This window comes from Phytobacter palmae, from assembly GCF_039409775.1.
GTDB classification, from domain to species: Bacteria; Pseudomonadota; Gammaproteobacteria; order Enterobacterales; family Enterobacteriaceae; genus Phytobacter; species Phytobacter palmae.
Genome location: NZ_JBCIVJ010000002.1, coordinates 213,669 through 228,419, shown reverse-complemented (window position 1 = coordinate 228,419; position 14,751 = coordinate 213,669). Strand labels below are relative to the sequence as shown.

Annotated in this window: 12 protein-coding genes; 6 read left to right on the top strand and 6 right to left on the bottom strand. The window is 52.7% G+C overall.

The features are described 5' to 3' along the window. The first annotated feature begins 94 nt into the window (after nt 1-94). Both AAIG39_RS03760 and AAIG39_RS03755 read left to right on the top strand, forming a co-directional pair. A complete protein-coding gene (locus AAIG39_RS03760) occupies nt 95-1,381 on the top strand; it encodes a dicarboxylate/amino acid:cation symporter (protein ID WP_090083776.1) in 1,287 nt (428 codons plus the stop codon). Between the two features lie 219 nt (nt 1,382-1,600). Further along, nucleotides 1,601-3,094, top strand: a complete 1,494-nt coding sequence (locus tag AAIG39_RS03755) for a M16 family metallopeptidase (protein ID WP_090083777.1) — start codon at nt 1,601-1,603, stop codon at nt 3,092-3,094. Between the two features lie 106 nt (nt 3,095-3,200). Here the strand turns inward: AAIG39_RS03755 and kdgK are convergent, their stop codons facing one another. Beyond that, entirely contained in the window at nt 3,201-4,130 is a 930-nt protein-coding gene (gene kdgK, locus AAIG39_RS03750) for a 2-dehydro-3-deoxygluconokinase (RefSeq protein WP_343193220.1), read from the bottom strand. A gap of 231 nt (nt 4,131-4,361) precedes the next feature. On the opposite strand from kdgK, the gene pdeH reads away from it, so the two are divergent. Both pdeH and AAIG39_RS03740 read left to right on the top strand, forming a co-directional pair. Beyond that, nucleotides 4,362-5,132, top strand: a complete 771-nt coding sequence (gene pdeH, locus AAIG39_RS03745; protein ID WP_090083780.1) for a cyclic-guanylate-specific phosphodiesterase — start codon at nt 4,362-4,364, stop codon at nt 5,130-5,132. Between the two features lie 72 nt (nt 5,133-5,204). After that, nucleotides 5,205-7,259 carry an AsmA family protein gene (locus tag AAIG39_RS03740; protein WP_343193219.1) on the top strand — a complete coding sequence of 685 codons (2,055 nt, stop codon included), beginning with the start codon at nt 5,205-5,207 and terminating at the stop codon, nt 7,257-7,259. A 202-nt stretch (nt 7,260-7,461) separates the two neighbouring features. Here the strand turns inward: AAIG39_RS03740 and AAIG39_RS03735 are convergent, their stop codons facing one another. From AAIG39_RS03735 to AAIG39_RS03725, 3 genes are all read right to left on the bottom strand, one after another. After that, a complete protein-coding gene (locus AAIG39_RS03735) occupies nt 7,462-8,778 on the bottom strand; it encodes an MFS transporter (RefSeq protein WP_090083783.1) in 1,317 nt (438 codons plus the stop codon). Nucleotides 8,779-9,039: 261 nt separating this feature from the next. Next, on the bottom strand, nt 9,040-10,083 hold the full coding sequence (gene yhjD / locus AAIG39_RS03730) for an inner membrane protein YhjD (protein ID WP_090083787.1): 1,044 nt from the start codon (nt 10,081-10,083) through the stop codon (nt 9,040-9,042). A gap of 53 nt (nt 10,084-10,136) precedes the next feature. After that, nucleotides 10,137-11,036, bottom strand: coding sequence for a LysR family transcriptional regulator (locus tag AAIG39_RS03725; RefSeq protein ID WP_090083788.1), 900 nt, complete (start codon nt 11,034-11,036; stop codon nt 10,137-10,139). 118 nt (nt 11,037-11,154) lie between these two features. On the opposite strand from AAIG39_RS03725, the gene AAIG39_RS03720 reads away from it, so the two are divergent. After that, the gene (locus AAIG39_RS03720) at nt 11,155-11,913 is read left to right on the top strand and encodes an SDR family NAD(P)-dependent oxidoreductase (RefSeq protein ID WP_343193218.1); all 759 of its coding nucleotides are present in this window, start codon (nt 11,155-11,157) and stop codon (nt 11,911-11,913) included. Between the two features lie 92 nt (nt 11,914-12,005). Here AAIG39_RS03720 and AAIG39_RS03715 read toward each other — a convergent pair whose 3' ends face one another. Continuing rightward, complete coding sequence (locus AAIG39_RS03715; protein WP_090083791.1) at nt 12,006-12,404, bottom strand: YdeI family stress tolerance OB fold protein; 399 nt, start codon at nt 12,402-12,404, stop codon at nt 12,006-12,008. A 67-nt stretch (nt 12,405-12,471) separates the two neighbouring features. Continuing rightward, a complete protein-coding gene (locus AAIG39_RS03710; protein ID WP_090083793.1) occupies nt 12,472-13,008 on the bottom strand; it encodes a GNAT family N-acetyltransferase in 537 nt (178 codons plus the stop codon). A 151-nt stretch (nt 13,009-13,159) separates the two neighbouring features. Here AAIG39_RS03710 and AAIG39_RS03705 point away from each other — a divergent pair, with 151 nt between their 5' ends. After that, entirely contained in the window at nt 13,160-14,749 is a 1,590-nt protein-coding gene (locus tag AAIG39_RS03705; protein WP_343193217.1) for an STY4199 family HEPN domain-containing protein, read from the top strand. Nucleotides 14,750-14,751: the final 2 nt, after the last annotated feature.

Sequence of the window (14,751 nt, the reverse complement as noted above, 5' to 3'; positions counted from 1 at the left end):
AGTATATTTCTGTCATGTTTTCTGGGTGTTATTTTTAACCCGCAGGCGCGAGAAACCCCTAAAAAGCCTGTGGTTTATACCTCAAGGACACCCTATGAAAACCTCTCTGTTTAAAAGTCTGTATTTCCAGGTACTGACGGCAATCGCTATCGGTATTTTGCTCGGCCATTTCTACCCTGAACTGGGCGCGCAGATGAAACCGCTTGGTGATGCCTTCGTTAAGCTGATTAAAATGATCATCGCCCCTGTCATCTTCTGTACGGTGGTGACAGGTATCGCCGGTATGGAAAGCATGAAGGCGGTCGGTCGCACCGGTGCGGTGGCGTTGCTCTATTTTGAAGTGGTCAGTACCCTGGCGCTGATTATCGGCCTGATTATCGTCAACGTTGTGCAGCCCGGCGCGGGGATGAACGTTGATCCGTCAACACTGGATGCCAAAGCGGTCGCGGTGTATGCGGAACAGGCCAAAGAGCAGGGTATCGTCGCCTTCCTCATGGACGTTATCCCGGGCAGCGTTATTGGCGCGTTTGCCAGCGGCAATATTTTACAGGTGCTGCTGTTTGCCGTGCTGTTTGGTTTCGCGCTGCACCGGCTGGGCAACAAGGGCCAGCTGATTTTCAATGTGATTGAAAGTTTCTCGCAGGTCATCTTCGGCATCATCAACTTCATTATGCGTCTTGCGCCAATTGGTGCGTTTGGCGCAATGGCCTTTACCATCGGTAAGTATGGGGTTGGCACGCTGATCCAGTTGGGGCAGCTTATTATCTGCTTTTATATCACCTGTATTCTGTTCGTGGTGGTGGTGCTGGGTTCGATTGCCCGCGCGACGGGTTTCAATATTTTCAAATTTATCCGTTATATCCGCGAAGAGCTGCTGATTGTACTGGGAACCTCCTCTTCAGAGTCCGCGCTGCCACGTATGCTTGAGAAAATGGAGCGCCTCGGCTGCCGAAAATCCGTTGTAGGGCTGGTTATCCCTACCGGCTACTCGTTTAACCTCGACGGAACCTCTATTTACCTGACGATGGCAGCCGTCTTTATCGCCCAGGCCACCAACAGCCATATGGATATTTTCCATCAGATAACGCTGCTGGTGGTCCTGTTGCTCTCATCAAAAGGTGCCGCGGGAGTGACCGGGAGCGGCTTTATCGTTCTGGCGGCGACCATTTCTGCGGTGGGGCATTTACCGGTGGCAGGCCTGGCGCTGATCCTGGGTATCGACCGCTTTATGTCAGAAGCGCGTGCGCTCACCAACCTTGTCGGTAATGGCGTGGCGACCGTAGTCGTGGCGAAATGGGTAAAAGAACTCGATCAGAAAAAGCTGACAGATACGCTGAATAATCGTGTATCGAGTAGCAAAACCGGCGAAATCTCCTCTTAATTTCACTACTTAGCCCCGTAGTCCTTGTCGGGCTGCGGGTGCCTGCGCATAATTAATCCCTGGCCCGTCACAATTCATAACGAATTGCTCGGGATATTTCACTTCGCTGTGTGACATTTTGCGATTCGCGAGGTCTAACAGCGAAGTGTTAAAGTATCTTTTAGCCTCCAGACATGTCGGGGCTGACTTTTTAACCAGGAACGTTGATCAGGGGTTCTCATGCAGGGCACAAAAATTCGATTGCTAACAGGCGGTTTGCTCATGATGGCAGCTGTCGGTTATGTGCAGGCAGATGCGCTCCAGCCCGACCCGGCCTGGCAGCAGGGGACACTGGCAAATGGTTTGCAATGGCAAGTCCTGGCCACACCACAACGCCCCAGCGATCGCATCGAAGTACGTCTGTCTATTAATACCGGTTCGCTCACCGAGAGTACGCAACAGAGCGGTTTTAGCCATTTTCTCCCACGTATTGCGCTGACCCACAGCGGCAGCCTGCAACCCGCGCAGGTCCGTTCACTGTGGCAGCAGGGTATCGACCCGAAGCGTCCGTTACCCCCCGCGCTGGTCTCGTATGAATACACGATGTTCAACCTGAGCCTGCCGAATAACCGCAACGATTTGCTCAAAGAAGCGCTGGTCTGGCTATCAGACAGCACCGGGCGACTCGCCATTACGCCGGAAACGATTAATCATGCGCTGGCCAGCGAAGATATGGTGGCGACCTGGCCGGGTAACACCAAAGACAACTGGTGGCGCTACCGCCTGAAAGGCTCGTCGTTGCTCGGCCATGATCCGGCCGAAACTCTTAAACAACCGCTGGATGCAAAACAGCTCCAGGCGTTCCATCAGAAATGGTACACCCCGGATGCGATGACGCTGATTGTGGTGGGTAACGTAGACAGCCGGGCGGTTGCGGAACAGATTAATAAGGCGTTTGGCGATCTGAAAGGCAAGCGCGAAACGCCCGCACCAGTACCAACCTTATCGCCGCTACCGCGTCAGCCAGTGAGTATCATGACGGATTCAGTGCGTCAGGATCGCCTGTCCATCATGTGGGATACCGCCTGGCAGCCGATTCGTGAATCTGCAGCGTTGCAACGTTACTGGCGCGCAGACTTAGCCCGCGAGGCGCTATTCTGGCATGTTCAGCAGTATCTGACGAAAACCAACGTGAAAGACATTGGTTTGAGCTTCGACTGCCGGGTGTTATTCCAGCGCGCGCAATGCGCAATCAATCTTGATTCACCAAACGATAAACTGAACAGCAATCTGGATATCGTGGCCCGCGAACTGGCGAAAGTGCGCGATCGCGGTCTGCCGGAAGAAGAGTTTGATGCGCTGGTCGCGCAAAAAAACCTTGAACTCCAGAAGCTGTTTGCCACTTATGCCCGAACCGATACCGACATCCTGATTAGCCAGCGTATGCGTTCGCTGCAAAACCAGGTGGTGGATATCGCTCCCGAGCAGTATCAAAAGTTGCGTCAGAACTTCCTGAGCAGCCTGACGAAAGAGATGTTGAATCAGGATTTACGTCAGCAGCTTTCGCAGGATATGGCATTGGTATTACTGCAGCCGAAAGGCGAGCCGGAATACAACATGAAGGACCTGCAGGCGAGCTGGGAAGAGTTGATGTCTTCTGGTGAGCAGAATGCCGCGCCAGCAAATACAGATGATGCCCATCAGGATGTGTCGGATATTCCGCCACAGCAGTAATCTTTTGGGACATTCCCGGATGCGGCATAACGGTATCTGCGAACTTCCCCTCTCCCTTTTGGGGGAGGGGAAAAAGACCTGCCCCGGACAGGAGGCAGGAAAAACCTTAATTCGGCATAGCGTTGCGCGGAATTATCGCGCCACGGTATTGAATCACCGTACTGGCTGTTAAGTGGCCGCGTCTGGCGGCGGCTTCGGCATCACCACCTGTCAGGCGCACCGCCAGATAGCCGGCGCTGAAGGAATCACCCGCTGCGGTAGTATCCACCACTTTCTCTTTTGGCAATTTCACCGCTGGCACTTCTTTCAGGGCTTCTCCCTGGATTGCGACCAGGCAGGAATCCGCGCCACGTTTAATTACCACCTCTTTTACGCCAGCCTGTTGAGTGCGTGCGATAACATCTTCCACCGGCTGTGCGCCCCACAGCAGGTCTTCATCATCCAGCGTCAGGAACGCGATGTCGGTACAGGCGAGCATCTGCTGATAGACCTCGCGGGTCTCTTCTTTGCTGGCCCACAAACGCGGACGGTAGTTATTGTCGAAAATCACCTGACCGCCGTTTGCGCGGCATTCCTGTAACAGCGAAAGCAGTTTGCGACGGCTGGCCGGGCTTAAAATGGCCAGGCTGATGCCGCTGAGATACAAATAATCAAAGGTTGCCAGCTCTTCACAAATGGCGGCAGACTGCTCGCTTTCCAGCCAGAATTTTGCCGCAGCTTCGTTACGCCAGTAATAAAAGGTACGCTCGCCGGTCTCATCGGTTTCAATGTAATACAGGCCCGGCAGCCGATTTTCCATACGTTGTGTCAGGCTGGTATCGACGTTTTCTGCCTGCCAGGATTCCAGCATCTGTTGGCTGAAACTGTCGGTACCCAGCGCAGTAACGTAGTGCACGGATAACGCCGTGGCGTCTACCTGACGGGCGATATAAACCGACGTATTGAGTGTGTCGCCACCGAAACCGCGATTCACTTCCGCGCCTTTTTGTGACAGTTCAATCATGCATTCGCCGATGACGGCAATTTTCTTTGACATAGTCCGGAACCTGAATCAGATAAGTTAACGGTAGTGTGCGTTGTGCGCGTTTCACGGTCAACTATATTAAAACGACGTTCCATTATTTTTTTGACACAGAACGTATTCTCTGCTGATTGCGCAAAGTGCTTTTTCATTTTGCGTGGCTCCTGGAGGTAAAGTTCTCTCCTCACGGGCCGATAACCCAATGACGAGAGCTCCGGAGCTACTCATTTTCAACAGGAAGAAGAAATGAAGTTAAAGCAGGTTATCCAGCGGCTGAACTACTCCGAGGCGAGCATAGAAAGCCTACAGGAACGTCGTTTTTGGCTGCAGTGTGAGCGTGCTTATACTTACCAGCCTATTTACAAAACCGATGGTCGCCTGATGGCGGTTGAAGTGCTGACCATTGTGACGCATCCGAGCCAGCCCGATCAGCGCATTCCGCCGGACCGCTATTTTTCTGAGGTCGCGGTGCGTCAGCGTGTGGATGTAGTACACGAACAGATCGCTCTGCTGGCCAAACAGAAAGACTTTTTCGAGCAGCACGGCGTGCTGGCATCCGTAAATGTCGACGGGCCCACGCTAATTGCAATGCGCTCGAATAAAACATTAAGAGCACTTATCGACACCGTACCGTGGATCCGTTTTGAACTGGTAGAGCATATTCGCCTGCCGCAAGACTCCACTTTCGCCACGATCAGCGAAATGGGGCCGCTGTGGCTGGATGATTTCGGTACCGGCATGGCTAACTTCTCGGCGCTTAGCGAAGTGCATTATGACTACATCAAAGTATCGCGCGATCTGTTTATTATGCTGCGCAAGACGCCGGAAGGACGCAACCTGTTCACGTTGCTCATTCAGCTGATGAATCGTTATTGCCAGGGCGTGATTGTTGAAGGTGTTGAAACCCTTGACGAGTGGCGCGACGTTCAGAATTCTCCTGCTTTTGCCGCACAAGGCTACTTCCTTTCACGCCCGGTTCCGCTGGATACGCTGGAAAACGTATTGCTGGAGCTCTGATCGCAGGCAACCCCTTTCTGCCAGCCTCGGCTATCTTTATGACAGGCAAGGCAATAAAGAAAGGGCGCCCGCATGACGAAAGCAAGCAAAGCGATTATTGCTGTCACTGGAACACTGGTTTTATTGATTGTGGTGGCCATCATTATTATCGCCACCTTTGACTGGAACCGCCTCAAACCTACTATTAATCAGAAAGTCTCTACCGAACTTAATCGCCCCTTTGCTATTCGCGGCGATTTAGGAGTGGTATGGGAGCGACAAAAAGAGGAAACGGGCTGGCGTAGCTGGATACCCTGGCCGCACATTCATGCCGACGATATTATCCTGGGTAACCCGCCTGAGATCCCGGAAGTCACCATGGTGCACCTGCCGCGCGTTGAAGCCACTCTCGCACCGCTGGCGCTATTAACCAAAACCGTTTATCTGCCGTGGATCAAACTGCAAAAGCCGGATGCACGCCTGATCCGCCTGTCTGAAAAGAACAACAACTGGACCTTTAATCTCGCCAGTGCAGAAAATAACGATCCCAATGCGCAGCCCTCTGGCTGGTCCTTCCGTCTGGACAATATTCTCTTCGATCAGGGGCGTATCGCAATCGACGACAAGGTGAGTAAAGCGGATATCGAGATCCTGGTCGATCCGTTAGGAAAACCGCTCCCTTTCAATGAAGTCACTGGCGACAGTAAAGATAAGACCCGCGTGGCAGATTATGTTTTCGGGCTGAAAGCGCAGGGACGTTACAACGGCCAACCGCTCACAGGCACGGGAAAAATCGGTGGCATGCTGGCGCTACGCAGCGAGAGCACACCTTTCCCGGTTCAGGCTGATTTCCGTTCCGGGAACACCCGTGTCGCGTTTGTCGGTAAAGTTAACGACCCGATGAAAATGGGTGGCGTCGACCTGCAGTTGAAATTCGCTGGCGATACCCTGGGGGATCTCTACGAACTGACGGGTGTGCTGCTGCCGGATACCCCGCCGTTTGAAACGGATGGTCATTTAGTGGCGAAAATTGATAGTGAAAAAAGCAGTGTCTACGATTATCGCGATTTTAACGGGCGTATTGGCGACAGCGATATCCATGGTTCGCTAACTTACACCACCGGTAAACCACGTCCGAAACTGGAAGGCAATCTGGAATCCCGTCAGCTTCGCCTGGCCGACCTTGGACCCTTGATCGGCGTGGATTCCGGTAAAGGAGGAGAGAAAGCGAAACAGGCAGAGCAGAAGAAGGGTGAAAAAAATATTCAGCCTGCCGGGAAGGTGTTGCCGTACGATCGTTTTGAAACCGATAAATGGGACACCATGGATGCTGACGTACGTTTTAAAGGTAAGCGTATTGAACATGGCAGCACGCTGCCAATCAGCGACCTCACCACTCATATCATTTTACAGAATGCTGATCTGAAACTGCAGCCGTTGAAGTTTGGCTTAGCGGGCGGGACGATTTCGTCCAATGTTCGTCTCGAAGGGGATAAAAAGCCGATGCAGGGGCGGGCGGAAATTCAGGCTCGACGGTTAAAACTGAAACAACTGATGCCAAATGTCGAACTGATGCAGAAAACGCTGGGGGAGATGAATGGCGATGCGGATATCAGGGGTACAGGGAACTCCGTGGCGGCGTTGCTGGGTACCAGCAACGGGAACCTTAAGCTGTTGATGAATGACGGGCTTATCAGCCGTAACCTGATGGAGATTGCCGGGCTGAACGTGGGAAATTACGTTATTGGTACGATCTTTGGCGACGATGAAGTGCGGGTGAACTGCGCTGCGGCGAATCTCGATCTGGTTAATGGCGTGGCGCGTCCGCAAATCTTCGCGTTTGATACCGAAAATGCACTGGTGAATGTCACGGGTACGGCGAGTTTCGCCTCGGAGCAACTGGACCTGACCATTAACCCGGAAAGTAAGGGAGTCCGTATCGTTACGCTGCGTTCGCCGTTGTATGTGCGCGGGACTTTTAAAAATCCGCAGGCCGGGGTAAAACCCGGACCGCTGATTGCCCGTGGTGCGGTGGCCGCGGCGCTGGCAACGCTGGTGACGCCTGCGGCTGCGCTACTGGCATTAATTTCTCCATCGGAAGGCGAAGCAAACCAGTGCCGGACGATTCTGGCACAGATGAAAAAGTAATGTGATCGCGACGCCATCCCTGCAGGGGAGAGGGGACGGTCAGGTGACAGATGTAAAAACGCAGAGACAACCCCGGCGGTGCGAAGCTTGCCGGGGTAAAAAGGCACTGGTGTGGATAGCAGATGACGAGAACGTGGCCCGGATAAGGCGTTTACGCCGCACCCGGGAAAGAGGTCAGGGGCAGGCCATCAGGCCCTGCCCATTACAGTGACTGGTGTTTGGTCTCGTGAGTCAGCACCAACGCGGTCAGCGTCAAGGCTGCCATTACCGCCAGATAAATCCCCACATACGTCAGACCGTAGTTCGCCTGCAGCCAGGTGGCGATATACGGGGCAACGGACGCGCCCAGAATCGATGACACGTTATACGAGAAGGATGCACCGGTGTAGCGCACTTCGGTCGGGAACAGTTCTGGCAGCAGTGCACCCATCGGGCCAAAAGTCAGCCCCATCAGGCTCAGACCGATCAGCAGATAAGCCATTACCAGCGCCGGGTTGCCGGAGCCTAACAGCGGCGGGAAAACGAACAGTGCAAACAGAATGATCAGTGTTGTAATTGTGATCATACTTTTACGACGGCCATATTTATCGGCCAGCAGTCCGGCGACCGGCACCATCACACCAAAACCAATTACCGCCATCATCAGCATCCACAGCACTTCGTTTCGCGGCATACCCAGCCCGGTCGGCGAGGTGCTGAACGTCATGGAATAGACGGTCATGATGTAGAACAGCGTGTAAGTGGCCAGCATAATGAAGGTACCCAGCACGGTTACACGGACATGTTTGGTCAGCAGGGTACCCAGCGGGATTTTCACCTGTTTTTTCGCAGCGGCAATTTTCGCAAAAACCGGTGTTTCATGCAGGGAAACACGCACGTACAGGCCAATCAGCACCAGCACGGCAGAGAAGATGAACGGTATGCGCCAGCCCCAGCTCATAAACTGCTCGTCGGTCAGTAACCAGGAGAGCAGCAGGAAGGTGCCGTTTGCAAAGAAGAAGCCAATCGGTGCGCCCAGTTGTGGGAAGGAGCCATACAGCGCACGTTTACGTGGCGGTGCGTTCTCTGTCGCCAGAAGCGCCGCGCCGCCCCATTCGCCGCCCAGGCCCAGACCCTGACCAAAACGTGCCAGCGCCAGCAGCAGCGGCGCCATCACGCCGATGGTCTCATAGCCCGGTAACAGGCCAATTAATACAGTAGAGATCCCCATTGTCAGCAACGACGCAACCAGGGTGACTTTACGCCCTACGCGGTCGCCGAAATGACCAAACACGGCGGAGCCGATTGGACGTGCAACGAAAGCGATCGCAAAGGTAGCGAGCGACTGCAGCGTTGCGGCGGTCGGATCCCCCTGCTTGAAGAAGATATGCGGGAAAACGATAACTGCCGCAGTGGCATAAATGTAGAAATCGAAGAACTCGATGGCGGTACCAATCAGTGAAGCGATAACGACTTTACTGCGTGAGTTTACCGGCGTGATTTCCTGCTCGTTGTCTAAGGTTGTGGCTGTGGCTTGCATAAAATTTTCTTATTTTTGGCGAACGAACGACCATATTAGCCACAGCAAAAGCGACATTTCAATCTGTAACAAAGTGCGGAAACGTACGAAAACCAGGCAAAAAGCGGATAATTTTCAGACTTACGATTTATCTTCTATGAAATGCTTCACATATTTTCAATAATAGAATTTAAAACTGGTTTTCGGTTAAATAAAAGTTACAACCTGGATATTAATGCTGAAATGATGAATTGGGCTGAAATATTCAGCCCAATTAGGGTTTTAACGGTGTGTTCTGCCTGGCATGCGTGGATCGTCTTTGTAGTGCGCAGTGGCAATCCATGCGGCGCAAAACAGCGTCAGTCGGGCAAAAAAGTAAAAGAATGCCATCAGGCCCAGTACCGAACCGAAGGCGGCGCCAGAAGGCGATTGCACCAGCGATGGCAATGTATATGTCATCACGATTTTAATCACCTCAAAGCCGATCGCCGCAATAAACGTACCGCGAATCAATGCTTTTTTACGTGGACGGTGACGCGGTAGACGCCAGAAAATCCAGAAGAACAACAAGTAGTTGGCAAATACAGAGATCGCCAGACCAATCAGTCGCCATGCAGGTTTAAGCCACTCAATATTATCCAGATAGAGTGCGGAGATAATCATCTGCTGCGCCGAACCGGCAACGGAAGTGATGGAAAGGGTGACAATCAGCGCCACCAGCAGACCAATCAGCGAAATAAAATCACGGAAATATTTCACCCAGATTTTTTCCTGGTCCTGAGGGTTTCGCTCCCAGACATCCCGCGACTGTGCGCGTATCGCTTCGCGCAGGTTGCCCATCCAGTTAATGCCGGAGTAGAGCGCAATGGCCAGCCCGACAATACCTACCGTCGTTCGCTGTTGCACGGCGGTATTGATGGTGTTTTTCAGGGTTGTCGCCAGCGTCGGGTCGCTCACGTTGTTCAGGATTTTATTGAAAATATCCTGCAATAGCGTGGGGTGTGAGGCCAGAACAAACCCGGCAGCGGCAAAAGAGACCATCAGGATGGGTATCATCGACAAAAATGAGAAATAGGTGATGGCCGCGCCGAACTGGTTTCCCATACGGTCATTAAAACGCTCAGTGGCGCGAATCAGATGCGCAATCATCGGACGGCGCTGCACTTTTTTCGCCACGTCAGTGACGGTTTCCAGCGTTGATCGCGCCGCGTTGTCATCAGATTTGGGAGTGTTGTCTTTCGTTGATATTCCCGAGGTGTCCATTTTTCTGACTGGCTCGTAATCCAGATCCTGGGTCGGACGTTTTTCGCTGTTTTCCGGCGTCATCAGGGCAATTTTCCTTCTTTATAGCTCGCAGTAAATAAAATTATAGACTGCGTCTAATCGACATAATCTTTCATCACCCCGGCCAGCCACTCCATAAACAGGTGTACGCGGCGCGACAGATTACGGCGATGGGGATAAATAAGTGATACCGGCATGGGTTCTGCACGATATTGCGGCAGGATCTCCACCAACTTTCCTGCGCGCAGAGCCTCCCGTACGCCGACGCGCGGCACCTGGATAATCCCCAGTCCTGCGAGGCAGGCGGCGTGATAGGTCTCGGTACTGTTTACCGTCAAAATACCGCCGGTTTTCACCCATGTGGTCTGTTTATCAAGACAAACTTCAAAGCCTTGCGGACGTGCGCCGAGGTTGAGGGCGTAATGGACGACCGCATGCGAAGAGAGATCCTCCAGACTCTCCGGATAGCCGAAGCGCGCCAGGTAGTCGGGGCTGGCGCAGTTGATAATCGAAAGCTTACCCAGCGGGCGGGCAATCAGGCCGGAATCTTTCAGCGTGCCGACGCGCACCACGCAATCAAACCCTTCGCGAATAATATCCACCAGCCGGTCGCTGCTGCTCAGCTCCAGCTCAATGCCGGGATAGTGCTGCAAAAACGCGGGTAGCCGTGGAATAACCAGGTTTTTCGCTACCGCCACAGGCATATCAACGCGCAACCGCCCGCTGATGCTTGAAGGGTCGTGCAGAAAAAGGCCGTCGAGTTCGTCCATATTGGCGAGCAAATCTTTGGCCCGCTCGTAATAGACCATACCGTCCTGGGTGAGCTGTACCCGTCGTGTTGTGCGATGTAAGAGCTGTGTACCGAGGTGATTTTCCAGTGCCTGAATTTGGCGCGAAACACTGCCTTTGGGGAGTCCTAATGAGTCTGCCGCGCGGGAAAAACTCTCCAGTTCTGCCACGCGGATGAACAGTTGCATTGCATAAATTTTATCCATCGCCTGCATCCATTGTTGTTGTAAATGAAACAGTGAAGCGTAATTCAGCGTCTTTATTGTTTTACCACCAGCTAATAAGCTTTTTCCACAGTGAACAGCAAACAAAACGAGGTTTCTTATGACACAACGTATCGCATTAGTAACCGGCGGCAGCCGTGGACTGGGGAAAAACGCAGCGCTGAAGCTGGCTGAACGCGGAACCGCCGTTATCCTGACCTACAACAGCAACCAGCAGGCGGCTGATGAAGTTGTGGCGGAAATTGAGGGAAAAGGCGTGAAAGCGGTGGCTTTACAGTTAAACGTCGGCGATGTAGCGAGCTTTGAAGCTTTCGCCCTGAATGTACAACAGCAGCTTAAAAACGTGTGGAATCGGGATACGTTTGATTATTTATTGAACAATGCCGGTGTCGGCATTGCAGTTCCCTTCGCTGAGGCCAGCGAAGCGCAATTTGATGAATTAATGAACATCCATTTTAAAGGTCCCTTCTTCCTGACGCAGCGCCTGTTGCCGTTGCTGGCGGATGGTGGTCGCATCCTCAATGTTTCCAGCGGACTGGCGCGTTTTGCGCTGCCGGGATACGCGACTTATGGCGCAATGAAAGGGGCGATGGAAGTGCTGACCCGCTATCAGGCCAAAGAGTTGGGTGCTCGCAGGATTTCCGTCAATATCATTGCCCCTGGCGCGATTGAGACCGATTTCCGCGGTGGCGAAGTCCGTGATAACCCGCAAATTAATAAACATATTGCCGGGCAAACGGCGCTGGGGCGCGTTGGTAAGCCGGATGATATTGGTGGCGCGATGGCGGCACTGCTGAGTGATGATCTGGCATGGATGAATGCTCAGCGCGTGGAAGTCTCTGGCGGGATGTTCCTGTAGAAGTCCGATAGCTTAGCGTGGTTTCTCTATTGATATCAGTAAAATGCGTTATCATTTGCCCGGCGGCGTCATGCCCCCGGGCGGTGAGATAATTATTGCTTCTGAAAGTGACTCACTTTGATACGCGCCGGCTTCTGTTTAGCATCTAACGACCCGCTAATGCCCACCAGTTCATCCGGGGAGACATTTTTGCCATCGAAGATGGCCATAGGGATATACACGTCAATTTGCCCGGTTTTGTCGCGGAACTGATAGAGATCTTCCCCCGTTTTCTTCACAAGGTACCCTTTGAGCGAAACGGAAGCTCCGTCATGCATGGTTTTTGCCTGTTGAATGGTCATGCTACGGGCATCTTCCATTCCACGATAGCCATCTTCCATTTTATGCGGCGGTGGCGGCGCTTTATCCGTCTTTAAACCAGTCGCATCCTGCGCGAATGCCGCCATGGAGAATAATGCTGTAAAACCTGTTATCAGCAGAATCTTCTTCATATGCACTCCTCTTTATTGCCAAAACACTGCCTAAGCCTGGCACAGAGAGAGGAAGATGACAGGTGAATTATCTGCTTTCGCGGTATTCATGGTGCAGCAGACCAAATAGCCAGTCGTTATGCCAGCGACCCGCCAGCCAGAACGCCTCGCGCAGTTCACCTTCCTGCACAAAACCCACCTTTTCCAGCAAACGCTTTGAGGCGTTGTTTCCTGCCGTCACGGTCGCGATAAGTCGGCGTACTCCCCCTTCGGCAAAGGCATAGCGGCAGAGTGCCTGTAACGACTCCAGCCCGTAACCTTTACCCTGCGCCTGGGTGGCAAAGAGAAAACCGACTTCGGCGCAGTCTGCTTCATGGTGACGATAACCCGTGACCCCAAGCGGGGCCTTCGTGGCGATATCGCGAACGACGAGACATAGCCAGTGTTCACTGCCGGGAGACCAGGCGGGCAGACGGGCATCAAATGCCTCGCGGATGACCTCTGGCGGGCGATCTTCGGCAACGTAACGCATGACCTGCTGGTCCTGCTGCAGTGCGAGGAAAAAAGGCCAGTCTTGTGGCGTTATCGGAGTGCAGATGAGCCGGGGAGTTTGCAGCGTCGGCATAAAAATAGCTCCATTGTTTTTTTCGTGTTAAAACCGCAATCACTGATAATAATCATTAACTGGTCTATGTTTTAACTATCCATAAATAAAGAAAAATTAACGTTTCTTTTTGCCAGTTAATTATTTCGCCGGTTGTACTTAAAGGAAAAGAATGACCCATATATCCTCGCAGAACCTGGGGGAACAATTCGAGCAATGCACAGGAATTATTCGTCAGGCATCAAAAGAAATATTAATGCTGCTTAATGTGCATTTTGACGAAGGGAAGGACCCTCGCTGGTTTCTTGAACAACTCGATATTGCGCGTCTGAGCCTGGGCGGTTGGGGCGCTGTCGCGAAACGGTTAAGGCTCAATGATGCGGAATTAACGCAATTCACTCTGCAGCTACGCCATTTGCAACAACTGGTACCCTATTATGAAAAGGGGCAGAACGTTACAGAGAACCAGCTCATTGTCGCTCTGCGTTTTGTGCGCACGCTGGAACATCTACGGGCAAAGCAGCCGTTGCTGACCTATCCGACAACCCTTAATGCGGACCGCGAAGGGCAACAGCAGGGGTTAAAACAGTTACGCGCACTGGAGTTGATGCTCAAATCGCTGGTTACGAATGCCTGGCCGGATGCGCTGCGGCTTAGCAACCATCTGAAAACGCGTTTTGGCGCCGATTGCGTTCGTCGCTGGTTGAAAATCGGCGATCGCAACGACGTACTCAGCGGTATGTTATTTAGCGAGCTGGCACTTTTATTAATTGATAAAAAAGAATTTAGTCAGCATTATGCCCGGCTTTTTAATGATTCACCGGTATTGAGCCTGTTTCTTGAGCCGCGCAAAACGCTGCAAACTTTTCTGGACGATATTCGGCAAATCCGCAGTGCCGTCGTCGCGGGGCAACCGTTAACCTCGAACCAGGTGATGCTGCTGGATAACTATTACCCGCAAATTACCGGGCCAGTGCAGCGAGCATGGGATGACGGGCGCATACAGATTAATCCCGCAAGCTTGCTGCAAGAGGCGGAAGATGAATTAGAGAGATTCTGGGAACAGGCGCGCAAGAAAGATCGTGCAGCGGGAGGTGATGCTATGCAAATTCGCGATGGAATTGAAAGGCCGGAAAAACGCGCCGCGCGTACCCGCGAGGAGCGTGAACAAATGCTTACCAAAGCGCTGTGGGGCGCAGTCGGTGTTGCGGTGCTGGTCATCGTGGCGGGAGCATTCTGGTTGTTCAGCGACTCATCCGTATCGGTGCCGCTGGCGGATCAAGGGCGCATTACGGTTCCTATCTCTCAGGATAAAGAGAAAGTGACGCCAAAAGAGGAGCTGACCAAAATGGGGATCAGCCGTGATGAGGGCAACTTCCGTTCTGCTATCGACCGCAACGATACCCGCGTGGTTTCGCTGTTTCTGCGCACGGGGATGAGCTGGAAATTGTCATGGACAGAACAGGCAATGGCGAATGATTACACTGATGTGCTGGAGATGTTGCTGCGTTATCGGTTGCAGATGGATGAAAACCGCCCTTGTCGTCGGTTTATCGAGAACATGACGCATGAGATGTCCTCTGGCACGAAGCTGACATCGCTGCGTAAGAACTACTTGCAGGCATTCTGTACGTCGGAACCCGTAGTGAGACGTCAGCGTTATGAAATGGAACAGGCGCAACTGCGTTATAAGGCTGCGCCTGACGATAACACGAAAAAATGGGCGGATATTCAGTCGGCTATTTATGATGTTATCGACTGAGT